Raw genomic sequence first — 23,743 nt, 5'->3', positions numbered from 1 at the left:
CACCCGAAGGATGGTGGCACGGTGAGCCTTTCGGCTAATCGCCACTCGCCCGACCGCTGCGGACACGATCGACCAGACATCGATGGCTCCCCCAAGGGCTGAAGGAGGACAGGAGGCGCGGACGGGTGCTTTGCGCTAGGCTTGGGCTACTATCTGTAATCCATGCGATGACGACGATGGAACGCTCATGGACGATCAATGGACGCTTTCTGGCGCAGCCTCTCACGGGCGTCCAGAGATACGCATTCGAGATCGTACGCGCACTCGACGAGTTGCTTGTCGAGCGACCTTTCCTCGCGCGCGGCCTCAAGGTTGATCTGCTCGCCCCTGCGGAGGCCAAAATTCCTTCGCTGAAGGCAATTCGCACACACGTCATCACGCCGATGCGCGGTCACCTCTGGGAGCAGACTGCGCTTGCGACTCACGTTAGAGGTGGCTTGTTAAGCCTCTGCAACACCGGCCCACTCGGCATTCGCAAGCAGATCCTGTGCATCCACGACGTGAACACACGAATCTATCCGCAGAGCTATTCGCTGCCGTTCCGGCTGCTTTACGGCACAATGCTCCCTGTGCTCGGCCGAAGGGTCGCGACCGTCGCCACCGTCTCCCACTACTCGGCAGGCGAACTCGTGCGTCACCGGATATGCAAGCCGGCCAAGGTCGTCGTGATCCCGAACGGCCACGAGCATGCGGCGTCCTGGAGGCCGAGGCACTCTCACCGTACCGCGGCCGTGGCGGGACGGGATACGATCGTCGTCATCGGGAGCGCAATTCCCCACAAGAACACCGCATTGATCATCGGTATGGCCGACAGGCTCGCAGCCGTGGGGCTGCGAATAGCTGTCGTGGGCATGTCCGATGCCCGCGTCTTCAGGGCAACGGGCCGAGAGGTCGCGGCGAGCAACGTCACGTGGCTCGGTAGGCTCTCGGACGATGAACTCGCGGCGCTGCTGCAGGACTGCCTGTGCCTTGCCTTTCCCTCTTTCGTCGAAGGCTTCGGCCTGCCTCCCCTCGAAGCCATGGCCAACGGGTGCCCCGTGATCGTGTCGAACCGGGCGAGCCTGCCGGAAATCTGCGCCGGCGCGGCTCTCTACGCGTCTCCTGACGACGCGGAAGCCTGGTTCGACCGTTTCATGCGCGTGCGCAACATGCCCGATGTGCGCGAAACGATGATCGGTCTTGGCAGGGCGAGAGCGTCGAGTTTCCAGTGGAGGACTTCGGCAGTCCGATACCTCGAAGCAATGGCCGCCTTGGACGGGCTCACTGCGCCGTCCAGCGAGCGAATTGCCGGATTTATCGCCTGAAGTGTGCGGCGTTCGTGGCGGCAAGAGCCTCCAGGATCGCGGCGTCGAAGCGATCCTCCGAGAACCGCTCCGCATTGGAGCGGCACGCCTGCGGCGCCATCGCCGACTGCTTCTGCTCGAAGAGCTCAACGGCTTGAGTGAGGGATGCGACTGTCTGGCGGTCGAAGAGAATGCCGGTGGCGTCCGTCGCTTGGCCGAGTGGCCGCACGATATCACATGCCCCGCCGCGGCCGAATGCGATCAAGGGCGTGCCGCATGCCTGCGCTTCGGCCAGGGCAATGCCGAAATCCTCGCAACCGGCGAACACCATGGCCTTGGCCCTTGCGACGGTGTTCACATATTCCTGTCGCGGCAGATAGCCTGTGAAGACGACGTTGGAACGTGCCAGGGCACGAAGGCTCTGCGATTGTTGCCCTTCTCCCACCACTACCAACCGACGGCCCGGCATTTCATTGAATGCCTGGATCACGAGATCGGTGCGCTTGTAGGGTGCGAGGAAAGACGCCGTCACATAGTAGTCGTCCTTCCGTTCGATGTATTCGAGCTCATCGAGCGCAACCGGCGGATACACGACCTCGGACTGCCGGCCGTAGATCCGCTGGATGCGCGAGCGCACATAGGTCGAATTCGCCAACATGAGGTCGGGCCCGTGGGCGGTGCGCGTATCCCAGGTTCTCAGATGATGCAACATGTAGCGGAAGAGCAGACCCTTTGGACCAAATCCGAGACGGCCCTGCTCCAGATAGGAAAACTGTTCGTCCCACGCGTAGCGGATGGGGCTGTGCACATAGCACAGATGCGGTTGATCGGGCCGCGTCAGGACACCGCGGGCAAAGGCCGCCGAGGACGAGATGACGGCATCATAGCCGGTGATGTCGAACTGCTCGATCAGAAAGGGACAGAGGAAAAACAAGGAGCGGTAGTATCGCTGTACCATCGGCAATCGGTTGGCGGCCGAAGAATGGAATGCCACATCACGAAAATATTGCTCTTTTATGTCTTGCGGCAGGAAGTCGAAGAGGGTGAATACCTCTGCACCTGGAAACAGCTTGCATAGGCGCGCGAGGACACGTTCCCCCCCGCGGAAATTCGGGCACCAATCATGTACGATGGCGATTCTTGCGTCGTGATCCACCAAGGGGAGCGGAAATTCCGGCGAAACGCGCCTGTCAGGGTGCTTCAGGCGAGCAATCGTTGCCAATTCGTCCCGGCGCGCATGATGCATATGGAAATCCCGCTTGACCGTTACGGCGCCACAGCATCCTTTCGGACGCAAGAGAACGCGCTCACTATTACAGCGCCATGCGTCTTTTCAGACGCGCAAAGGTCGCTCTTTAAATCTGCGCATCGCGCTTTCCGAAAATCGGTCCCGATTGTCGTGCCGACGCGTTGGAACAGCTGCATATACCGCCGCCGGATCGGATGGACGTGCGGAAACAGCATTGGTCTCCGCTCTTTCCGGACGACTCCAATCCTGGAGCAGTGCCAGTCAGTCTGTGTCCGGCGACCGGTGCGGACAAGCTGACAATCGGGTGTACCGGATTTTGTGCTCTGCGGCAGGCGCAGCCCAAATGCGTATGGCCCTACGTCCGATGGGTCAGTCTCGTCCACCCCGATAGCCTTATTCTCAAGCTGTATCGCCGCCGCCCTCGGCCTAGGATGGCGAAGTGCCAAGGGTCGCCAGCGGGCCCGTGCTTTGTCAGGTGTTGGAGGCCGGGTTATCGATGAAAATGGTCGTGATCATTGCGACCTTCGGACGGAAAGAGCAACTCGCCCGTCTCCTGAAGCACCTTGAACGGCAGGAAAGACTGCCGGACGAGGTGATCGTGTCGGTGCCCGACGAGACGGATATCGTGGCCCATGAGACCACGCGCTTTCCATTTTCGATCGTCGCTGGAAAGCGTGGGCTGTGCGCACAACGCAACCAGGCTCTCGACCTTGCGCTGGGGCGTTCTGACGTGATCACCTTCTTTGACGACGACTTCATTCCTCAGCACAACTATCTCCGACTTCTCGAGGCCGCCTTTCAGAAGAATCACGAATGGGCGGTGGTCATGGGACACGTTGTAAAAGACGGCGCAAAAACCGCAGGCCTCACCTGGACGGAGGGGATCGAGGCGCTGGCAGCGGACGCAGAGCTGCCCCCCCGAGAGCCCAAGGTGGCCGATCACATCGGCGCCTATGGCTGCAACATGTCGATACGCGCGCGACTGATCGGCCGCCTGCGCTTCGATGAGCGGTTGGTGCTTTACGGCTGGCAGGAAGACATCGACTTCACGAGCCAGCTGAGGCGGCTTGGGCGGGTCGTTGAACTGAGCACATTGCGCGGCGTGCATCTCGGGCTCAAGGCCGGTCGGGTCAGCGGCGAGCGCTTCGGCTACTCCCAGGTCGCCAACCCCATCTACTTGATCAGGAAAGGCACGGTGCCCGCGAGCTTCGCACTGCCGCTGATGGGACGCAATATCACCGCCAATCTCGTGCGCAGCCTCTGGCCGGAGCCACATGTCGACAGGCGCGGGCGTCTGCGCGGCAATTTTACCGCTCTGGCGCATGTGCTGAGGGGGCGCATTGAACCGGAATACATTCAGAAGATCGCACCATCGGAGGCGAGATGATGCCCACGTCATTGCGCGTATCAGGTTCGAACAGGCGCCAGCAAAGCCTGGGGCGCCGCACTCTTCAAATACCGCTTTCGGGGATGTTGCGCGTTTTCTCTCGTTGCATCCGGCGCCTCGCGGGCTTCATCATTTGGTCGGCTGTACTTTCCGGCCTAGTCGTAGGCGGACCGACTGCCGCCGTCGCCAACAACGAATATATCCTCGGTCCCCAGGACAAGATTCGCATCAAGGTTTACGAGTGGCGGGCCTCGCGCGATATAATATTCGAATGGACAGCATTGAACGACGTATTCACGGTCAGCGCCGCAGGGTCGTTATCGCTGCCCTTTGCCGGCGAAATTCCGGCCGCCGGTCTTACGCCGAACAGTCTCGCATACGCCATCAGCGATCAGCTGATGCGCAACATGGGCCTCGGAAGGCGCCCCGACGCAGCCGTCGAAGTTGTCCAGTATCGCCCCTTCTACATCGTCGGCCACGTTGTGACGCCGGGGGAATATCCCTATAGACCGGAACTCACCGTTCTACAGGCGCTCAGCATCGCCGGCGGTCTCAGACGGAGAGAGGAAGGCATCGCAAGGTTCGAACGAGAGGTGATCCAGGGACGAGGGGATGTGAGCCTTCTCGGCCTGGAGAACATCAATCTGCTGGCGCGCAGGTCGCGCTTGCAGGCTGAGCTAGCGGACGCCGTTGAGATTCAGTTTCCCACGAGCCTCGCGTCACGCCGCGCGGATCCTACGATCGCGCTTCTCCTTGAGCAGGAAAAGTCGATATTCAAGGCCCGCCGCGAGGGCCAGCACACGCAGATCCGCGCCCTCGAGAATCTGCGGGCGTTTCTGGAAAAGGAGCTCGCGTCTCTGGAAGCACAGCTGGTCTTTCGCGACAAACAGATCGCATCCATCCAGAAGGAGTTGTCTGATGTATCGTCGCTGGTGTCCAAGGGGCTGGCGGCAGCTCCGCGCGAGATGTCGCTCGACCGCACGCTCGCGCAATACCAAAGCGATCGCCTCACGGCCGAGACGAGCCTGCTTCGCGCGCGCCAGGAGATCAGCAAGACGGAAGTCACCATCCTGGAACTGCGCAACCGCTATAAGAACGAAGTCACCTTGATGCTGCGTGAAACGCAAGCGCAGATCGAAGCTCTGGAACGCAGGGCAGACACCGCGTTTCGATTGCTCCACGAGTCGGAGACCGCGGCTCCACGGCTACTCGCACGACAGGCACAGGCCGCCCAGGCCAAGCCGGTCTACACCATCGTGCGCAGCACGAATGACGGCAGCGAGGAACTTCCCGCCACCGAAGCGACCTTGATCAAACCGGGCGATACGCTGACGGTGGAAATTCCGATGCCCGCTCCCGAGAGTTTCGCGCATACTGAACCGGAAGATCCCGACGTCACCACCTTCGCAATCGGTCAGGCGAAGCCCCCCGAGGCCAGCGCCCAGTAGGGCGGCACGCACAAAGATCGCCGCGTCGCTTTGAACTGCGGCATGTTCGCTGGCTCGTGACGCAAATGCGCGCCTTCGGCCCGTCAAAGGCTGCCCTCGCTGTTCGCCAACGCGGCTATCCTAAAGGCATGGGATAACTTGGTTCGGCACGTTCACAATGCCGGGCGACTCTGCTCTTCTGAGGCTGATGAAACTTTCCCTTCGGACAACAGCCGAGGAGGTTGCCTTGCCTTGGATCTTCCTTGCACTCGGAGCGGCCGGCGTGCTCATCGGCGTCCGCTTCAAGGTGTCCACGCTGCTCGCAACGTGCTTCGCAACCATTGTTGTGAGCGTTACCACAATGAAGTTATTGGGGTTTTCAGGCCAACATACCTTGTCGAAGACGTTGTTGCTCCTACTCACGCTGCAAGGCACCTATTTGATCGGCCTTACGCTTGCGAGTCTGCGGCACCGCTCGGTTTTGCACGACGGCTGCGACAACCAGGATGGATAAAGGCTTTACCGGCTCCGTCCCCACGGTCTCTACGATGCCTGATCGAACCTCATGACCACGAGGGCCGTCCATGCCAGAATGCTGAGATCGGACCGGATCGACCAGTTCCGCACATAGTCTGCATCGAGACCGACGCGGCGCTTATAGTCGATGTCGTTCCGGCCGCTAATCTGCCATAGGCCCGTAACGCCGGGGCGGGTTTTCAGATAATCATCTGCAAGGGATCCATAGCGCGACAGCTCGCTGGTAACGATGGGTCGAGGGCCGACGCAGCTCATTTCGCCTCGCAGCACATTGACGAGTTGCGGAAGTTCATCGATGCTGGATTTTCGCAGAACATGGCCAAGAAGGGTGATCCGTGGATCGTGTTTGAGCTTTTGGGCCTCCCGCCACGACTGGGCGGCCTGCGGATTGCGGGCAAGATACTCCTCGAGCACCTGCTCCGCGTTCGGCACCATGGTGCGGAATTTGTAACAATCAAATGGTCTGCCGTTGAAGCCAATGCGGCGGTGGGCGAAGAGCACCGGGCCGCCCATTGTGGCTTTGATGAGGATCGCCGCTACGAGCATCAAAGGCAGCGCCAAAATCAGGGCGACTGATGCCACGGTGATGTCCAGGGATCTCTTACGCCATCCACCAAGCGGATGGTTGTTTCGCCCGAGCGCCTTTCCCGTCGGCAGGGCCTGGGTTTCTGCCTCCGCTGCAGTGCCGTTGAACCCGGAATCAGCCCGATGAGGCTTCCATCGGGCACGCAGCCAATCCTGTGCCGTAGCGCGCGAATGGGAAGGCTGGCGCTCGCCGACCGGCGAGCCCCTGAATCTGGTGAAAATTCCACTACGGACCGGCCGGATATCCTGTGTGTTGATTGTCATGAGCGATCTCCACGACATCTCAGCAACCATTTTTCAGCCGCCGCAACCGCACCGCAAGAAATGCAATGGGTGTAGCACCTATCGCGATTGCCGCTTTCACCTACTACCAAGTTGCTATCCGCATACCCGCTTCGGAGGCGCTCGGTGCCTGCGCTCAAGCCAAAGCGCGGAACGCTCCGCCTTCAGCCGGCGCATGTCTCCTCGAAAGCTCAAAGGTGTTGCAGCGACCCTTGTGCGGCCACGCGGCAATTCGAGCCGCTACTTTGGCATCACGTGAACGGCGCTTCCGCTCAGTACGCAGTTTGTGCTGCTCGTTTGCGATATTGTCGTGTCGACAAGCGGCGGACCTTCGTCATGATCACTCCGATCACCGAGGCCTTCGTGACCTGCAGGATCCGCGACAGTTCGGCTGCGAGATCGACGGGCGTCTTTGCCCATTCCGCAACGATGAGGATGCCGTCGAGTACGGAAGCTGCCGCCATACCATGTAGTCCGGAGGTGAAGGGTGGCAGGTCGACAATGATCACTTCGTAGCTCTCAAGCTGCTGGATCGCAGCCTTCATATTGCTGGCTATGAGCAGGCGCTGCGCGTCCGATGCTGCGCTTGGTAGGAGATCGAACGGCATCCCCGGTACGCGCATGATTTGCCCTTCTATCTGCTCGGCACTATGGTCCTCTTCTCCAGTGGGCGCGGGGGAGTTCGGGAGGCGCTTGGTCAGGGTAGAGTGGGCTCCATCGGCATCGATAACGAGAGTGCGCACACCGGACGTCGCATAGAGAGCCGCGAGATTGCTCGCAACCGTGCTTTTGCCGTCCCCCGGGGTGGCCGAGGTGATGCCGATACATCGCAGCCGATGCGCGCTCTCGGCAAGTCCGATCGCGGCCTTCGCGCTTCTGAGATTTCGGCTGAAGAGAGACGCCGGACGTCTCAATACGTCATCCAGTCGTCCATAGCTTCGTAGCCAGCCCACCGGCGGTAGTTCCCCGATGCATTCGAGGCCCAGTTCGTCCCTGATCTGGTGTGGTGTCCGTATCGTCCGATCAAGTGTGTGGCGTGCAAAAGCAATGCCGACACCAGCCATCAGTCCCGCCAGACCGCCCAAGGCAAGTACGAGCTTTTCCCGTGGATGGCTGGCGACGAGCGGTCGCGTGGCCGGCGTTATGACGCGCGCGTCGGCGATCAGGTAAGGTTGCTGGTTCACGGAACTCGTGAAGGCTGCCAAGAGGCTTTCATACATTTTGCGATACGTGTCCGCGGTAACCTCGAGCTCCTCGAGGGTCGGGCCGCCTCGTGTGACGCCCTCCCCTTCCCCCGACGCCACGACTTCGCCGTCGACGATCGCTGCGCCCAATTGGCGACCGACGCGGTAGTCGTGCTTGGCGCGAAACTCCTGGGTCATCTGCGTCGCCAGATTCATTTGTGTACGCACTTCCTCAATGCGTTTCTCCAGCCATGCCACGCCTTCGCGGGCGGCCGCGGCTCTTGTCTCCAGTTGTTCGCGAACGAACGCCGCAGCCGTGGCGTTGGCGATCTCGGCCGCCAGCTCCGGGTCGACATATTTGAAGGTGATGTCAATCGCGTAAGAGACGCCGACACGCTGGACAGCCAGGCTCGCCTGGAACGTTTCAACGACACGGCGCCTGCGCTCGAATTCCGAAAGCTTTGGGATTGGGTCCCTTGTTTCCAGGGCCCTTTCGGCAGGGGCAAGGGGCGGCTGCAGCGGCTCATCTGGCGCAGCTTCCCCGGAGGCGGTCGCATCGCCCATCACCCTCAACAGCCGATCGAAGCGTTCGCGAATGCTCGGGCTGTTCATGTGCTTGAATTTCGGATTGTCTATAAGGTCCAATTCGTCGATCACCATCAAAGCAATCTTTTCCGACCTGATTACTGCAAGCTGGGTTTCGACCTGGGAGGTGTCGAGCGAGAGGTTGATCTCGCTCGATTGCTGTTGCAGCAATTGGGGAATCTTGGGTTCAATGAGGATCTGGGTCCGCGCCGTGAAGACCGAATCCGTAGTGGCAACGTAAAATGCCGCGATGAGCAGCCCGAGCAACGGAAACGTCATGATCAGAACGATGCGCTGCCGGATGAACGAAATGATGTCGGCAATGCCGATGAACTCGGAGTCCTGTTCCGATCCATGCAAATCGCGTTGGTTTGCCGCAACCGACCACTGACGTTCTAGCATTGCGCGCCGCCCGCACTTCGTGAATCGTGATGATATGCCGGGCAATCCGGAGACGCATGTCGACTTGCGTCCTGATGCGATCCGCGTTGTCCCGGAATTCAGATTAGCCCCAGGGGGCGGGTACGGAAACGCCACCAAATGGCGTAGTCGGCCCTCCCCCCCCCCCCCGCTCGAGCCGGTCACAGCCACACAGGGCCACTTGACGGGCATGTTATCGATAACATAAGGTTTCTTCCAATCGCCGAGCTTTGGGAGGAGCGCAGTGGTTGGTGAAAAGCTTCTGGAGTTTCACTCCATCACAAAAATCTTTGGCGGCACGCGGGCTCTATCCGAGGTGTCGCTCGATCTGGAAGCCGGCGAAATCCTTGCGCTTCTCGGAGAGAACGGCGCGGGCAAGTCGACGCTGATCAAAACGCTTGCCGGCATCCACCGGCCCGATGGCGGAGAGATCCGGTTTCGCGGCGAACTCTACGTCAATCAGCCGCCGAAGCCAAACAGGCGCCAGCCGGTCGCATTCATTCATCAGGACCTCGGCCTGATCGAGTGGATGACCGTCGCGGAGAATGTCGGCCTGGCGCAGGGCTTCTCGATGACGTCGCGCCTGATCGACTGGCAACAAACGGAGGACCGGGCCCGCGAGGCGCTGCGACTCGTCGGCTGCGACTTCGATCCCTCCACTCGCGTTCACGACCTGACGCGCACGGAGAAATCCCTGGTGGCGATTGCGCGAGCTTTGGCCGTGGAGGCGGATGTGCTGGTGCTGGACGAACCGACGGCGAGCCTTCCGGCCGACGAGGTGGAGCGCCTGTTCGAAGCCATCCGGCCGCTCAAAGCGCGTGGCGTTGCGATGATCTATGTCTCGCATCGCCTCGATGAGATCTTCAGGATCGCCGACCGCGTTGTAGTCCTGCGCGACGGCCGCCTCGTTGGGCAGAAACCAGTCCGAGAGACGACACCGGAGGAATTGATCGAAATGATCGTCGGGCGAAAGGCCGACCAGCTTTTCCTGAAGGCGGAATGCGCGCCGGGCGAGGCGGTCGTCAGCGTCCGCAACCTCGCATGCGGGGGCGCCGGGCCCGTTTCCTTCGACGTGTTAAAGGGCGAGTTGCTCGGCCTCGTCGGTCTGCGCGGCGCGGGGCAGGAACTGGTCGGCCGTGCCCTGTTCGGGTGCGAACCCTTTGCGGGCAACGTCACGCTCGCGGGTGTCCGCCCCGATCTCTCGAGCCCGGTTGCCGCCATGCGCTCGGGCATCGGCCTGATTGCCAGGGATCGCACCGAGGAATCGGTCGCCATGTCGCTTTCGCTGCGGGAGAACACCTTCCTCAATCCGCAAGCAACCGGCCGCAGGCTGCTTTCCTTCCTCTCCCCCTCCCGAGAAGCGGAGATGGCCCATGCCATCGGGGAGCGGGTCGGACTGAGGCCGAACGACCAGAGCCTGCCGATCGAGGCGCTTTCCGGCGGCAACCAGCAGAAGGTCGTGGTCGGAAGATGGCTGGCGACCGGCCGCCGTCTGCTCATTGCCGAGGATCCGACGGCCGGCGTCGATGTCGGCGCAAAGGCGGAGATCTACCGGTTGATCGCCCGCGCGATCGAAGCTGGCCTCGCGGTCATCGTCGTATCGACGGATTTCGAGGAAATCGCCCATATCTGCCATCGCGCCCTTGTCTTTTCACGCGGACGCATCCTCCGCGAGTTGCGGGGGGCCGACCTGACGACTTCGGCGGTGATCGCCGCCGCTTCGGCCTCCGAAGCCGCTTGAAAATTCCGGGAGAGAAAAATGCAGTCGATCGAATCCACCGCGCTTGAACCGACCCGAGGCGAACTGGCGGGACTGAGCCTGCTTCAGAAGCTCCTGCGCTTTCTGCCGGCCTATGGGCTCGTGGTCCTGACGCTCTTCCTGATCATCCTCTTCTCGATCCTGTTGCCCCAGACCTTTCCGACCGTGCTCAATCTGCGCTCGATCATCTCCGATAAGGCGATCATCGCAATGCTGTCGCTGGCTGCGATGATCCCGATGGCAGCTGGTCGCATCGACCTGACCGTCGGCTACGGCATCGTGCTTTGGCATATCCTGGCGATCAGCCTGCAGACGATGTTCGGCGTGCCCTGGCCTCTGGCGGTGGCGATCGTACTGACGCTCGGTGCGCTTTCCGGCTTCTTGAATGGACTGCTCGTCGAAGTGGCGCGGATCGATTCCTTCATCGCCACGCTCGGCACAGGCACAATTCTTTATGCGCTGGCGCTCTGGCATACCGGCGGGCGGCAGGTTGTCGGCGTCCTGCCGGACGGCTTCTATGCGCTGAACGGAACCATGGTCCTCGGCTTGCCGATCACCGGTCTCTACGTATTGCTCCTCGCTTTCGCGCTTTGGCTCGTGCTCGAATATCTGCCGGTCGGCCGCTACGTCTATGCGATCGGCGCAAACCCGAAGGCCGCGGCACTCAACGGCATTCCGGTTCGCCGCTTCGTCATCGCGGCCTTCGTGTCCTCGGGAACGCTGACGGCACTTGCCGGCATTCTACTCGCCTCGAAGCTCCGGATCGGTCAGGCAAGCGTCGGTCTCGAGTACCTGCTGCCGGCCCTCGTCGGCGCCTTCCTCGGCTCGACCACGATCAAGCCCGGCCGCGTCAATGTCTGGGGCACGATGATCGGCGTGATCATCCTGGCGGTCGGCATATCCGGCATCCAGCAAATCGGCGGCTCGTTCTTTGTCGAACCGCTCTTCAATGGCGTTACGCTGCTCGTCGCGATCGGCATTGCCGGCTACGCCCAACGCAGGAGGGGGGTAGTCGCCCGCAAGGCACCGGCGCTGGTGACCCCGGAACCTACCGGGAAGAAGTGAATCCAAAGATCTGCACGAATAAACGAACCCAAGGGAGGGAAGGGTAATGAAACGCAGGAATTTCATGACAGGCACGGTTGCGGCAATCGCACTGATGGGCGCCGATGTCGCGCTCGCCGATCCGATGGCCGATGCCCAGGCGATCGTCACCAAATACGCGAACAAGGTGAGCGCCTGGGACGGGCCAACGGCTGGCCCGAAGGCCCAGGAGGGCAAGACCATCGTCGTGCTCGCCGGCGACCTGAAGAACGGCGGCATCCTCGGGGTCACCACTGGCGTCGAAGAGGCTGCGGCGACGATCGGTTGGGAAGTGAAGGTGATCGACGGTGCCGGTTCGATTGGCGGTCGCACGGCGGCGTTCGGTCAGGCCATGGCGCTGCAGCCGGCCGGCATCATCATCAATGGCTTCGACGCCGTCGAGCAGGCGCCGGCGCTCGAACAGGCGAAAGCCGCCGGCATCCCACTTGTCGCCTGGCACGCCGGTCCGGTGATCGGCCCGGACGAGAAGACAGGGCTGTTCGCCAATGTCAGCACCGATGCGATGGAAGTCTCGAAGGCTGCCGCCAATTGGGCATTCGTCGACGCCAAGGGCAAGCCCGGCGTGGTCATCTTCACTGACTCGACCTATGCGATCGCCATCGCCAAGGCCGACAAGATGAAGGCTGAGATCGAGGCGCTCGGCGGCAAGGTGCTCGAATATGTCGACACGCCGATCTCGGAAACATCGCAGCGCATGCCGCAGCTGACCACCTCGCTCCTGCAGAAATACGGCGACGAGTGGACCCATTCGCTGGCGATCAACGACCTCTATTTTGACTTCATGGGACCGTCGCTCGCCGCCGCCGGCAAGGGCGGGACCGACGCGCCGATCAACGTCGCCGCCGGCGACGGCTCCGAATCCGCCTATCAGCGCATTCGCGCGGGGCAATTCCAGAAGGTGACCGTCGCCGAGCCGTTGAACCTGCAGGGCTGGCAACTGGTCGACGAACTGAACCGCGCGCTCGCCGGTGAGAAATGGTCTGGCTACCTCTCGCCGCTGCACGTGGTGACCGCCGATAATGTCGAGTTCGACGGCGGGCCGAAGAACAGCTTCGACCCGGATAACGGCTACCGCCACGAATACAAGAAGATCTGGGGCAAGATGTGATCTCCCGAGCTGGGGCGCCGCGAATGGCGCCCTACTTTTTTTCAGATTTTCGGCGTCGTGTTGCCTTGAACCACGCGCAAGGGCGCCTGCCATCGGCGGTCCACGAGCTCTCCCGACAGCATCTGCAATAGCGCCCGGGCCGCCACCGACCCGATTTCCGTTCGCGGCATATCAATCGTCGTCAGACGGGTGCGCACGGCATTCGCCAAGGATGTTCCGTTAAACCCGACGACAGATACGTTTTCCGGCACTCGAATGCCTGCCTCGTGCAAATGGGACAGGCCGCCGAGCGCCATGGCATCGTTCAGGAAATGGATGGCCTCGATCTGCGGATGCGTTTCCATCAGCTTTTCGGTCAGGACACGGCCGGTTTCGGCCTGCCGCGGCATGGACTCGCTGGTCACGTCGACAAGATCGATTGCTCTGGCGCGAAGGGCGGAGTGGAGCGCCAGGTAACGACGGCGCGCGCACAGATCCCGGCCAAGCTCCGCGCCAATATAGGCGATGCGCCGCAGATTCCGTTCAAGAAAATGCGCTGCAACCAGCCTCCCCGCCTCTTCGTGGGAGAGCCCGGCACTGAAATCGTGCTCTGCATGGTCGCTGTCCCACAGGTGAATTGCAGGACAGTTCCGCCGTTCCAGAAGACCTTCGGCATCCGGGCTGCGCACCATGCCGCCGTTGAGGAGAAGCCCGGCCGGACGAAGGGAGAGCATCTCTCGCAAAAGATCCGTCTCGATCTCGGGATCGAAAAGCGACTCTCCGATAAAGGTTTGAAAGCCGCGAGGTCGCAAGACGGAATTCACCCCGCTCAGCACCTCGGAAAAGACGACATCGGCGATCGAGGGAATGATGACCGCGACCATGCGGCTCTTGCGCGAGCTGAGCGAGCCGGCAAGGCTGTTGGGCAGATAGCCGAGATCGTCGGCGGCCTGCCGGACCTTTTGGCGCGTCTTTTCCGAGATGCTCCCGGCGCCGCGCAGCACCTTGGACGCGGTCATCGTGCTGACGCCCGCCCGTTGAGCCACGTCGCGCAGCGTCACGAGTCTTCGATGTTTCTCCTCCACCCTCTCCTCCGGCTCTTCACACACAGTCGCTTGACGATCACCATTGTTATCGATAACATCTGGCTGAGGTTAGCGATAACCCTCGCGAAATGCAACCGCAGCGATGGGTTTCCGCAGAATGTTCATTCGGGAGGAATGTCGATGGGACGACTCGTGTCGATCCTGTGGGGGTGGATCGATGCGATCATGGCAACGTTGCTTGCCGCCATGATCGCGCTGGTCTTTGCCAATGTCGTATTGAGATATGGATTCTCGTCGGGAATTCGCAGTTCCGTCGAGTTGTCGCGGCTCGGTTTCGTCTGGGTGGTGATGTTCGGCGCAGCCGTGGCGCTGCGGCGGGGCGAGCACCTGGCGGTGACGGAGTTTTCGGCAGCTTTCTTGCCGCGCGCCGTCCCAGTGTTGCAGCGGCTTTGCTGGCTCGTCATCCTCGTGGCGGTCGGGATGCTTTTCTGGGGTGCGGCCCGCCAGACCCTCGCCAACTGGCATAATATTTCGCCGCTCACCGGATTGCCGACGGGGTTGATGTATTTGTCCGGCGCCATATCGGGTGGGCTGATGGCCGCCATCGCAATCGCGCGCCTGATCCATCCGGCTGAAACAAAGACCGACACCGGTGGAGAGGGACGATGACGCTGGCGCTCTTCCTTTCCGTTCTCATCATCAGCATTCTTGCCGGTTTGCCGGTCGCCTTCGCGCTGCTTCTGGCGGCGATGGTGCTGATGCTGCATCTCGATCTCTTCAGCGCCGACGTTCTGGCGCAGTCGCTGATCAACGGCGTCGACAGTTTTCCGCTGCTCGCCGTGCCGTTCTTTCTCGTCGCCGGTGAAGTGATGTCGCAAGGCGGCCTCTCGACCCGGATCGTGAAACTGGCGATGACGCTTGTCGGCCATCGCCAGGGCGGTCTCGGCTATGTAGCCATCGTCACCTCGGTCTTGCTTGCTGGCCTCTCCGGCTCGGCGGTCGCGGACGCAGCTGCGCTCGTTTCGATCCTCTACCCGATGATGCTGAAATCCGGCTATCCGGGCGCGCGGTCGCTAGGGCTTCTCGCCGCCGGCGGGATTATCGCGCCGGTCATTCCGCCGTCCTTGCCGCTCATCATCATCGGTGTCGCGGGCAATATCTCGATCGCAAAGCTCTTTCTCGGCGGCATCGCGCCGGGGCTGATGATGGGCGCGGCGCTGATGGTCGTCTGGTCCATGATGATGCGCAACGAGACGGTGGAAACCACGCCCAAGGCAAGCGCAAGCGAGCGGCTTCAGGCTTTGCGCGAAGGCATCTGGGCGCTGCTGCTTCCGATCATCATCATCGGCGGCATCCGCTTCGGCATCTTCACTCCGACCGAGGCCGCCGTGGTCGCGGCCGTCTATGCGATCGTCGTATCCGCCCTCATCTATCGCGAACTCAGCCTGCGCAGCTTCTTCGACATCCTCGTCAGCAGCGCGCGCTCGACGGCGATGGTGATGTTCCTGGTCGGCGCGGCGATGGTCGCGGCATGGCTAATCACCGTGGCGCAGCTGCCGCAGCAACTGGCGGAACTTCTCGGGCCGCTCGTCGACCATCCGCGCCTGCTTATGGCCGTGATCATGATCATCGTGCTCCTTGTCGGCATGGTCATGGACCTGAGCCCGACGATCCTGATCCTGGTGCCGCTCTTCATGCCGATCGTCAAGCTCGCCGGCATCGACCCGGTCTATTTCGGGCTGCTGTTCGTCATCAATACATCGATCGGTCTGATCACGCCGCCGGTCGGCACTGTGCTGAACGTCGTCTGCGGCGTGGGGAAAAAGCCAATGAGTGCCGTCGTTGGCGGAACCATGCCCTTCGTCATCGCCTATCTCGTGCTTCTGGCACTGTTCATCGCCTTCCCGGCCTTGATCACCGTGCCCATGCGTTTCTTTGCAGGCTAACCAGGGAGGAATAGCCATGAATACACTGATGAAAACAGTTAGTCTTGCGGCGGCTCTGACGCTTTCCGCCGTCCCAGCCTTGGCGGAGACCGTGCTCAAGCTTGCCCACGCGGCGCCGGAGACGGACCTCCAGCAGACGATGTCGATCTACTTCAAAGAACAGGTCGAGGCACGCTCGGGCGGTTCGATCACGGTGAACGTCTTCCCGCACGGCCAGCTCGGAAACGATGCCCAGATGATCGACGGCGCCCGCTCCGGCATTGTCGACATCGCGATCTCGGGGCTCAACAACTTCACCGGCCTCATCCCCGAGGCCGGCGCCTTCGAGCTGCCCTTCATGTTCCCCTCCCGCGACCTCGCCTACAACGTCCTCGACGGCGAAATCGGGCAAGGTGTTGCCGCCAAGTTCGAACCGGTCGGTCTCAAGCTGCTTGGCTTCCCCGAAAACGGCTATCGGAACATCACGAACAACCGCGGGCCGGTTCGCACACCGGAAGATCTCGACGGGCTGCAGATGCGCGTGAATAATTCCAAAGCGCTCAATGACATGTTCGCGCTTCTTGGAGCAAATCCGCAGCAGCTTCCCGTAGCGGAACTCTACACGGCGCTAGAGACCGGCGTGGTCGATGCCCAGGATCATCCGATCGGCATCGTCGTCTCGTTCAAGTTCAACGAGGTGCAGAAATATCTGTCGCTCACGCAGCACGCCTATTCGGCGCTCGCTATGGTGATGAACAATGAAAAGTTGAAGGGCCTCAGCGATGCGGAGCAGAAAATCATCATGGAGGTCGCGGCCGAGGCCGTCGCCAAGCAGCGTGAATTGAGCCTCGCCAAGGAGGAGGAGATGATTGCGCAACTGGAATCCGAAGGCATGAGCGTCAACCGCGATGTCGACGCTGCAGCCTTCCAGGCTGCCGTGAAACCGGTCTGGGAAGGCTTCATCGACGAGAACGGCGACGCTCTCGTCAACGCGATCGTTTCCGCCTCGAAGTGACGCATGCCCGGGGTGGATGCTCCTGCCTCCGCCCCGATTTCTGCCCGGTCGAGCAACCCAGCGAAAGCGACGCTCGCTCAGTGGGTTGCAGCGGGTTCTTCACATGAACGAGGGAGGATAAGCCGCCTTGGCGGCGTCAGAGGCTGCTTTGCCTGAGGATCAGATCGGGGCGGATGGTGACCCGGCCCTGGTCGGCGAGCTTGCCGTCGAGCACATCCAGGATCAGTTCTGCCGTTTTCGCGCCGATCTCGCCCGCGAAGGCATTGATCGTCGTCAGGCTCGGCACGCAGATGGCGCCGATCTCATAGTCCCCGAATCCGCCGATGGCGATTTTTTCGGGCACCGCAATGCCGCGCCGCTGGCATTCGGTGAGCGCCCCGAATGCGGAAAGATCGGAAACGCAGATCACCGCATCCGTATCGGGAAAGCGCTCGAGGAGTTGGCCCATCGCATTGGCGCCCTCCCGCATCGAGATCGGCGGCGGCCCCGCCGCGATCAGGCGCGACGTATCGAGGCCTTGATCCTTCATCGCCGCGACGAAGCCCGCCCGTCTGTCAGCGCCGCGCGTGTCCCGGGAGGCGTCGCCGCCGATGAAGGCAATGTTGCGGTAGCCGACGCCAATGAAGTGATCGACCATCTCGCGCACGGCTTGGGCGTTGGAAAAGCCGACGACGTGGCCGATCGGTTCTTCCGGAAGATCCCAAGTCTCGATGACCGGAATGCCGGCATTCGTCAGGAGCTTGCGCGTGCGCGGCGTATGTTTCCCGCCCGTGACGACGATCGCTTCGGGTTTGCGCCGCAAGAGCTGCTCGACGAGCCGCTCCTCCTCCTGGACATCGTAATTGGTATAGCCGAGCAAGATCTGCAGGCCCCGCTCGGAGACGCCATCGGAGAGCGCCCGGACCGTGTCGGCGAAGTTCGCATTGTTGATCGACGGGATCGTCACGGCGATGAAATCGGTGCGTTGCGAGCGCAGATTGGATGCGGTGCTGTCGAAGACATAGCCGAGCTCCTCTGCTGCGCGCAGGACCGCCTCACGGGTTTCCTGGCTGACCGAGGCGTCACGCTTGAAGGCGCGGGAAACCGTCATCGGCGAAACGCCGGTTCGGCGCGCGACATCCGCCATCGTCGGGGGTTTGCGGAAATTGTGCATGCTCGTCCATGTTATCGTTACCAGTGCAAGTACACCGACATTGAGGACGGAATGCAAGCCAAAAGGAGTGGCGGCGACGGTTTAGACTCCGTCCACCGCCAAACGCTCAGAGGCGGAATTCGTTCGCCTGAGTGACGTGGTGATGGATGCGGCCTTCGAAGAAGCGCGCCAGCACCTCTTCCGTTGCGGCCTTGGCCGCTGCACGTGCCGGGCTCGCCAACGCCTTTTCAACGGTATCGAGATCGGGGTAATTGATCGCCAGGATCATCGGGATCTCCGGCGCCCCTTCGTCGCGGGCTTCGGCAAAGGTGACGCGCACGTCGAGCGCGCCGGGAAAAGCCTTCCATTTGGGTACGATGTTTTCCAGGACGGCTGCGCGAAAGGCATCCGTCTCACCTTCCTTCACCTTTCCTTCGAACAGCGCATAACGTGTGATCATCCGAAATTCTCCTTGTTCGGTCCCTTGAAGTATTCCATCAGCGCGGCCTGGTCCTCGCCGCCGAGGCCGGCGGCGGTCAGCATCCGGTGTACTTCGGCGCAGACCGCCGTCAGCGGCATGGTCGTATTGGTCCGGCGTGCAAGATCCTGGGCGCCGTTCAGGTCCTTGACCATGTTGTCGATGCGGCCGGTGCGGCGGTAATCCCTGGCGACGAAGCGCGGCATGTATTCCTGCAGGATCGCGCTGTCGGCACGCCCGCCTTTTAGCGCTTGCGGAATCTTGGCCGCGTCGACGCCGGCGTCGAGCGCAAGTTGGGTGGCCTCGGCCACCGCAAGGAAATTGAGTCCGCAGAGGACCTGGTTGATCAGCTTGGTCGTCTGGCCGGCGCCTGACGGACCCATGTGGGTGTAGTTCGAGGCGACATGTTTCAGCACCTGATGGGCATCCGCCACATCCTGCCCGTGGCCGCCCGCCATCAGCGTCAACTCACCAATCAGCGCCTTGGGGGCGCCGCCGGAAAGTGGGCTATCGACCCAGCGCAGGCGCGCCTCGGCCGCTTTCGACGCCATCGCCTTCGTCGACTCCGGGTCGATGGAGGACATGTCGATGATGAGCGTTCCTGGTTCGGCGCCCTCCGCCACGCCGCCCGGGCCGAAAACCACTGCATGGACGATCTTTGCCGAATTGAGGCTGAGAACGACATAGTCGGAGCGGGACGCCGCCTGCGCCGCGCTTGTCGCCGCGGTGGCGCCCTTGTCCACCAATTGCCGCACCTTTTCGGCGTCGAGATCGAAGACCGTCAATTCATTCCCGGTCTCAATGAGGCGCGTGCCGATGGCACCGCCCATGGCGCCGGCGCCGATCAAGGCGACTCTGTTCATCTTTCCGTTCCTCCAAGTTGGGTGGCGATGCTGTCGACGATCGCTTCGAGCGGTTGGTCGATGTCGACGCTGATCGCATTCTCGTCGGCCCCCGGCGGTTCGAGCGCCGCGAACTGACTCGCAAGCAGCGCCGTCGGCATGAAATGGCCCTGCCGGACCCTCATTCGCTTTTCGATGACTTCGACCGAGCCGACGAGATGGATGAAGGTCACTGGTGCACCCCCCACGCTGGTAATGTGGTCGCGGTAGGCGCGTTTCAGAGCGGAACAGCCAATGATCGTCGGACCGGCGCCGGCCGCAAGTGCCTCGCCGACGCGCGTCAGCCAGGGCCAGCGGTCCTCGTCGCTCAAGGGAACGCCCCGGCTCATCTTCGCGATATTTGCCGCGGGGTGCAGATCGTCGCCGTCGAGATAGACGGCACCGATGCGCCTGGCGAGTGCGGCCCCGACCGAGGATTTGCCGCAGCCGGCGACCCCCATCAGCACCATGCGCTGCGGGAGGTCAAAGCGATGCTGTGATGCCGCCGTCAACATAGAGCACGTGTCCGTTCACGAATGAGGATGCAGTCGAGGCAAGGAAGATACAGGCACCGACCAGTTCCTCCACCTTGCCCCAGCGACCGGCGGGCGTTCGCTTTTCCAGCCAGGCCGAAAAGGCCGGATCGGCGACGAGGGCCGCATTGAGCGGCGTGTCGAAATAGCCGGGTGCGATCGCATTGCATTGAAGTCCGTACTTCGCCCAATCCGTCGCCATGCCCTTCGTCAGATTGCCGACAGCCCCCTTGGTTGCCGTATAGGGCGCAATGCCAGGGCGGGCCAGCGCCGTCTGCACGCTGGCTATGTTGATGATCTTGCCCGCGCCGCGCTTGATCATGTGCCGCGCGACCGCCTGGCCGACGTTGAACACCGTCGAAATATTGGTGCGCAGCAATCTCTCGAAGGCCTCGGCGGGGAAATCCTCGAGCGGGGTCCGATGCTGCATGCCGGCATTGTTGACCAGAATATCGATGGCGCCGACCTCGGCTTCGAAGCGGTCGACCGCTGCGCGCACCGCTTCGTGGTCGGTGGCGTCGAAGGCAAGCTGCTCAGAGCCGGGGATCTGCGCCGCTGCGGCGGCAAGCTTCTCCTCATCGCGCCCGTTAAGGATGACGTCGGCACCAGCATCGGCAAGACCGCGGGCGAGCGCATAGCCTATACCTTGCGAGGAGCCGGTGACGAGCGCCCGGCGCCCTTTCAAGTCGAACAGTTCGAGGCTCATTTTTCCTCCCGCAATCATCTCGACAAGCTCGGATGATCTGTTTATGTTATCGATAACATTCAATGTCAAGGGATGGAGAATCTGAATTGAACAAACCCCATATTCTTCAGGTCGGACCCTATCCGGAATGGGATGAGGTTCCCCTGAACGCCGCCTTTACCGTGCATCGGTATTTCAATGCGGCCGACAAGGACAGCTTTCTTTCGAGGATTGGACCGGAGATCCGCGCGATCGCCACACGTGGCGAGCTCGGCGCCAGCCGGGCGATGATCGATGCCTGCCCAGGGTTGGAACTGGTTTCCGTCTATGGCGTCGGCTTCGATGCTGTCGACCTCCCGGCCTGCCGCGAACGCGGCATTCGCGTCACCAACACGCCGGACGTGCTGACCAATGATGTCGCCGATCTCGGCGTCGCCATGATGCTCTGCCTCTCTCGCGGCATGATCGGTGCGGAAAGCTGGGTCAGGGACGGCAGCTGGGCCAAGAAGGGCCTCTACCCGCTGAAGCGCCGCGTCTGGGGCCGGCGCGCTGGCGTCCTCGGTCTCGGCCGGATTGGTTATGAAGTGGCGAAGCGCCTGCAGGGCTTCGACATGGACATCGCCTATAGTGATGTCGAAACGAAGCCCTATGCATCCGAATGGACGTTCGTTGCCGATCCTATCGCGCTCGCCGAGCGTTCCGACTTCCTCTTCGTCACGCTTGCGGCCTCCGCCGCCACGCGCCACATCGTCGGGCGCGATGTGATCTCTGCTCTCGGCGGCGAGGGTATGCTGGTCAATATCTCCCGCGCCTCCAACATCGACGAAGAGGCGCTGCTCGACGCGCTGGAAAATGGGAAACTCGGCTCCGCGGCACTCGATGTGTTCGAAGGCGAACCGGCGCTGAACCCGCGGTTTCTCGCACTGGACAATGTGCTCCTCCAGCCACACCATGCGTCCGGCACCGTGGAAACGCGCAAAGCCATGGGCCAACTGGTGCGCGACAATCTTGCCGCGCATTTCGCCGGCAAACCGCTGCTCACGCCGGTCGTTTGAGGAGGACGTAACATGAGAGCCATCGTCGTTCATGGCGCCAAGGACCTTCGCATTGAAGAGCGGCCCGTCGAAATGCCGGGCGCGGGCGAAGTGCGGCTTCGCCTTGCCGTCGGCGGGGTCTGCGGCAGCGACCTTCACTATTACAATCACGGCGGCTTCGGCGCCGTGCGGCTGCGCGAGCCGATGATCCTCGGCCACGAGGTTTCGGCTCATGTGGAAGCTCTCGGTCCCGGGGTAGACGGCATATCCGTCGGTGACCTTGTCGCCGTTTCCCCGTCGCGGCCGTGCCGGGGCTGCCGCTACTGCCGGGAGGGGCTCCCCAATCAGTGCCTGAACATGCGTTTTTACGGCAGTGCCATGCCCTTCCCTCATATACAGGGAGCATTCCGCGAGGTGTTGGTCGCCGATGCCCTGCAATGCGTGCCGGCCGAAGGCCTGACGCCGGGCGAAGCGGCTCTGGCCGAACCGCTGGCGGTGGCGCTCCATGCCACACGCCGGGCCGGCGAAATACTCGGCAAGCGCGTACTGGTCACGGGCTGCGGCCCGATCGGCATGCTGGCGATCCTGGCGGCGCGTCGCGCCGGCGCAGCCGAGATCGTCGCGACGGATCTTTCCGACTTCACCCTCTCGCTTGCAAGGACGGTCGGGGCGGATCGCGTCATCAACATGCGCGACGAGCCGGACGCCCTCGCCCCCTATTTGGAGGACAAGGGCAGCTTCGACGTCCTTTACGAATGCTCCGGTGCGGCGCCGGCACTCGCGGCAGGGATAGCGGCGCTGCGGCCGCGCGGCGTCATCGTGCAACTGGGGCTCGGCGGCGACATGAGCCTGCCGATGATGGCGATCACCGCCAAGGAACTCGAACTGCGCGGCTCCTTCCGCTTCCACGAGGAATTCGCAACCGGCGTCGGCCTGATGCAGAAGGGGCTGATCGACGTCAAGCCTCTGATCACCCACACGTTGCCGCTTGCTGATGCCGTCGCCGCCTTCGAGCTGGCAAGCGACCGCAGCCAGGCGATGAAGGCGCAGATCGCTTTCTCCTGAGCGACAGGCGAGACCGACCACGTCCAAAAGATCGGGTGCCGCGGCAAGCCGCGTCGCTCGCCCCACGGCGGCCGGGCTTGCATTCGCGCCTGCCGCCCTGCAGTCATGCTCTTTGCACGCAATCGCGACAGGCGGTCTGAAAAGGAGGAAGCCCAGATGTCGTTCTTCGAGGTGGTCGACGATCGTTTCCGATCATTCGTCATGGGCAATGCGCCACTCAAGCAGATCGCAACCGGCTTCGACTGGGTCGAGGGGCCGGTCTGGTTCGGCGATGCCGGCTGCCTGCTCTTCTCCGACATTCCGAACAACCGTATCCTGCGCTGGATTCCGGACGCCGGCATCTCGACATTCAGGAGCCCCTCCAACTATGCCAACGGCAATACGCGCGACCGGGAGGGCAGGCTCATCACCTGCGAGCACGGCACGCGGCGGGTGACGCGCACCGAGCATGACGGCTCGATTACGGTAGTCGCCGATGCCTACGAAGGAAAGCGGTTGAACTCACCCAATGATGTGGTGGTGACCTCCGATGGCTCAATCTGGTTCACCGACCCGCATTACGGCATCATGACGGACTATGAAGGTTTCCGGGCCGAACAGGAGCTCCCCTGTTACGTCTACCGCGTACGGCCTTCCGGCGCCATCGACGCGGTCCTCACCGATTTCGCCTGCCCGAACGGACTCGCATTCAGCCCTGACGAGAGCCGGCTTTATGTCGCCGACACCGGCCGAATGTTCTCGTCCGACCCCCAGTATATCCGCATCTTCGACGTCCGTGCCGATGGAAGCCTCTCCGGCGGCGAGGTCTTTCACGCGATCGCGCCAGGTTGTGCCGACGGCTTCCGCCTCGACAGCGAAGGCAACCTCTGGTCGTCCGCCGCCGACGGCGTGCATTGCATTGCCCCCGACGGCCAGCTGATGGGCAAAGTACTGGTGCCGGAGCTCGTTTCCAATCTCTGCTTCGGCGGCCGCGCAAAACACCAGCTCTTCATGACGGCCACGACGAGCGTCTACATGATCACGCTCAATCGCAGCGGCGTGCAGCGTCCGTAGGCTCCAT

22 protein-coding genes are annotated in these 23,743 nt (G+C 62.2%); 13 read left to right on the top strand and 9 right to left on the bottom strand.

Going from position 1 to position 23,743, the window contains the following annotated elements; genetic code table 11:
* Nucleotides 1-176: 176 nt before the first annotated feature.
* Nucleotides 177-1,304, top strand: coding sequence for a glycosyltransferase family 4 protein (locus EKH55_RS24590; protein ID WP_151613528.1), 1,128 nt, complete (start codon nt 177-179; stop codon nt 1,302-1,304).
* Here the strand turns inward: EKH55_RS24590 and EKH55_RS24585 are convergent.
* On the bottom strand, nt 1,294-2,529 hold the full coding sequence (locus tag EKH55_RS24585; RefSeq protein WP_151613527.1) for a glycosyltransferase family 4 protein: 1,236 nt from the start codon (nt 2,527-2,529) through the stop codon (nt 1,294-1,296). The two genes, EKH55_RS24590 and EKH55_RS24585, sit on opposite strands and share 11 nt — an antisense overlap.
* A gap of 499 nt (nt 2,530-3,028) precedes the next feature.
* On the opposite strand from EKH55_RS24585, the gene EKH55_RS24575 reads away from it, so the two are divergent.
* From EKH55_RS24575 to EKH55_RS24565, 3 genes are all read left to right on the top strand, one after another.
* Nucleotides 3,029-3,919, top strand: coding sequence for a glycosyltransferase family 2 protein (locus EKH55_RS24575; protein ID WP_151613525.1), 891 nt, complete (start codon nt 3,029-3,031; stop codon nt 3,917-3,919).
* A gap of 83 nt (nt 3,920-4,002) precedes the next feature.
* The gene (locus tag EKH55_RS24570; RefSeq protein ID WP_151613943.1) at nt 4,003-5,367 is read left to right on the top strand and encodes a polysaccharide biosynthesis/export family protein; all 1,365 of its coding nucleotides are present in this window, start codon (nt 4,003-4,005) and stop codon (nt 5,365-5,367) included.
* A gap of 226 nt (nt 5,368-5,593) precedes the next feature.
* A complete protein-coding gene (locus tag EKH55_RS24565) occupies nt 5,594-5,860 on the top strand; it encodes a hypothetical protein (RefSeq protein WP_151613524.1) in 267 nt (88 codons plus the stop codon).
* Between the two features lie 29 nt (nt 5,861-5,889).
* Here EKH55_RS24565 and EKH55_RS24560 read toward each other — a convergent pair whose 3' ends face one another.
* The gene (locus EKH55_RS24560) at nt 5,890-6,762 is read right to left on the bottom strand and encodes a sugar transferase (protein WP_427915855.1); all 873 of its coding nucleotides are present in this window, start codon (nt 6,760-6,762) and stop codon (nt 5,890-5,892) included.
* A gap of 260 nt (nt 6,763-7,022) precedes the next feature.
* Nucleotides 7,023-8,921 (bottom strand): Wzz/FepE/Etk N-terminal domain-containing protein, encoded by a 1,899-nt coding sequence (locus tag EKH55_RS24555; protein WP_151613941.1) that lies wholly within the window; start codon nt 8,919-8,921, stop codon nt 7,023-7,025.
* A gap of 262 nt (nt 8,922-9,183) precedes the next feature.
* Between EKH55_RS24555 and EKH55_RS24550 the strand changes: the two genes are divergently transcribed.
* Genes EKH55_RS24550 through EKH55_RS24540 form a run of 3 tightly spaced genes read left to right on the top strand, consistent with a single transcriptional unit; the run spans nt 9,184 to nt 12,910 of the window.
* Nucleotides 9,184-10,680: a sugar ABC transporter ATP-binding protein gene (locus EKH55_RS24550; RefSeq protein WP_151613523.1), complete on the top strand. Its 1,497-nt coding sequence runs from the start codon at nt 9,184-9,186 to the stop codon at nt 10,678-10,680.
* Between the two features lie 18 nt (nt 10,681-10,698).
* A complete protein-coding gene (locus EKH55_RS24545) occupies nt 10,699-11,763 on the top strand; it encodes an ABC transporter permease (RefSeq protein ID WP_151613522.1) in 1,065 nt (354 codons plus the stop codon).
* A 46-nt stretch (nt 11,764-11,809) separates the two neighbouring features.
* Entirely contained in the window at nt 11,810-12,910 is a 1,101-nt protein-coding gene (locus EKH55_RS24540) for an ABC transporter substrate-binding protein (RefSeq protein WP_151613521.1), read from the top strand.
* Nucleotides 12,911-12,951: 41 nt separating this feature from the next.
* Here the strand turns inward: EKH55_RS24540 and EKH55_RS24535 are convergent, their stop codons facing one another.
* Nucleotides 12,952-13,974, bottom strand: a complete 1,023-nt coding sequence (locus EKH55_RS24535; protein ID WP_151613520.1) for a LacI family DNA-binding transcriptional regulator — start codon at nt 13,972-13,974, stop codon at nt 12,952-12,954.
* Between the two features lie 141 nt (nt 13,975-14,115).
* Between EKH55_RS24535 and EKH55_RS24530 the strand changes: the two genes are divergently transcribed.
* Genes EKH55_RS24530 through EKH55_RS24520 form a run of 3 tightly spaced genes read left to right on the top strand, consistent with a single transcriptional unit; the run spans nt 14,116 to nt 16,875 of the window.
* Nucleotides 14,116-14,604, top strand: coding sequence for a TRAP transporter small permease (locus EKH55_RS24530; RefSeq protein WP_151613519.1), 489 nt, complete (start codon nt 14,116-14,118; stop codon nt 14,602-14,604).
* The gene (locus tag EKH55_RS24525; protein ID WP_151613518.1) at nt 14,601-15,881 is read left to right on the top strand and encodes a TRAP transporter large permease subunit; all 1,281 of its coding nucleotides are present in this window, start codon (nt 14,601-14,603) and stop codon (nt 15,879-15,881) included. Before EKH55_RS24530 ends, EKH55_RS24525 begins: the two co-directional genes overlap by 4 nt.
* Nucleotides 15,882-15,897: 16 nt before the next feature.
* Complete coding sequence (locus EKH55_RS24520; protein ID WP_151613517.1) at nt 15,898-16,875, top strand: TRAP transporter substrate-binding protein; 978 nt, start codon at nt 15,898-15,900, stop codon at nt 16,873-16,875.
* Nucleotides 16,876-17,011: 136 nt separating this feature from the next.
* On the opposite strand, the gene EKH55_RS24515 is transcribed toward EKH55_RS24520, so the two are convergent.
* From EKH55_RS24515 to EKH55_RS24495, 5 genes are all read right to left on the bottom strand, one after another.
* The gene (locus EKH55_RS24515) at nt 17,012-18,028 is read right to left on the bottom strand and encodes a LacI family DNA-binding transcriptional regulator (protein WP_192803814.1); all 1,017 of its coding nucleotides are present in this window, start codon (nt 18,026-18,028) and stop codon (nt 17,012-17,014) included.
* 106 nt (nt 18,029-18,134) lie between these two features.
* A complete protein-coding gene (locus EKH55_RS24510) occupies nt 18,135-18,467 on the bottom strand; it encodes a hypothetical protein (RefSeq protein ID WP_151613515.1) in 333 nt (110 codons plus the stop codon).
* Nucleotides 18,464-19,348, bottom strand: coding sequence for an NAD(P)-dependent oxidoreductase (locus tag EKH55_RS24505; protein ID WP_151613514.1), 885 nt, complete (start codon nt 19,346-19,348; stop codon nt 18,464-18,466). The genes EKH55_RS24510 and EKH55_RS24505 overlap by 4 nt, the downstream gene beginning before the upstream one ends.
* Nucleotides 19,345-19,881, bottom strand: coding sequence for a gluconokinase (locus EKH55_RS24500; RefSeq protein ID WP_151613513.1), 537 nt, complete (start codon nt 19,879-19,881; stop codon nt 19,345-19,347). The genes EKH55_RS24505 and EKH55_RS24500 overlap by 4 nt, the downstream gene beginning before the upstream one ends.
* Nucleotides 19,850-20,605: an SDR family oxidoreductase gene (locus tag EKH55_RS24495; RefSeq protein WP_069460217.1), complete on the bottom strand. Its 756-nt coding sequence runs from the start codon at nt 20,603-20,605 to the stop codon at nt 19,850-19,852. Before EKH55_RS24495 ends, EKH55_RS24500 begins: the two co-directional genes overlap by 32 nt.
* 86 nt (nt 20,606-20,691) lie before the next feature.
* On the opposite strand from EKH55_RS24495, the gene EKH55_RS24490 reads away from it, so the two are divergent.
* The 3 genes from EKH55_RS24490 to EKH55_RS24480 all read left to right on the top strand — a co-directional run bounded on the left by EKH55_RS24490 (nt 20,692) and on the right by EKH55_RS24480 (nt 23,736).
* A complete protein-coding gene (locus tag EKH55_RS24490) occupies nt 20,692-21,639 on the top strand; it encodes a 2-hydroxyacid dehydrogenase (RefSeq protein ID WP_192803813.1) in 948 nt (315 codons plus the stop codon).
* Between the two features lie 12 nt (nt 21,640-21,651).
* Nucleotides 21,652-22,683, top strand: coding sequence for an L-idonate 5-dehydrogenase (locus EKH55_RS24485; protein WP_151613511.1), 1,032 nt, complete (start codon nt 21,652-21,654; stop codon nt 22,681-22,683).
* Between the two features lie 156 nt (nt 22,684-22,839).
* Nucleotides 22,840-23,736: an SMP-30/gluconolactonase/LRE family protein gene (locus tag EKH55_RS24480; protein ID WP_151613510.1), complete on the top strand. Its 897-nt coding sequence runs from the start codon at nt 22,840-22,842 to the stop codon at nt 23,734-23,736.
* Nucleotides 23,737-23,743 lie beyond the last annotated feature (7 nt).

This window comes from Sinorhizobium alkalisoli (assembly GCF_008932245.1).
Taxonomy (GTDB): Bacteria; Pseudomonadota; Alphaproteobacteria; order Rhizobiales; family Rhizobiaceae; genus Sinorhizobium; species Sinorhizobium alkalisoli.
The sequence above is the reverse complement of the archived record's forward strand: the minus strand, read 5'-3'. Positions and strand labels throughout refer to the sequence as shown.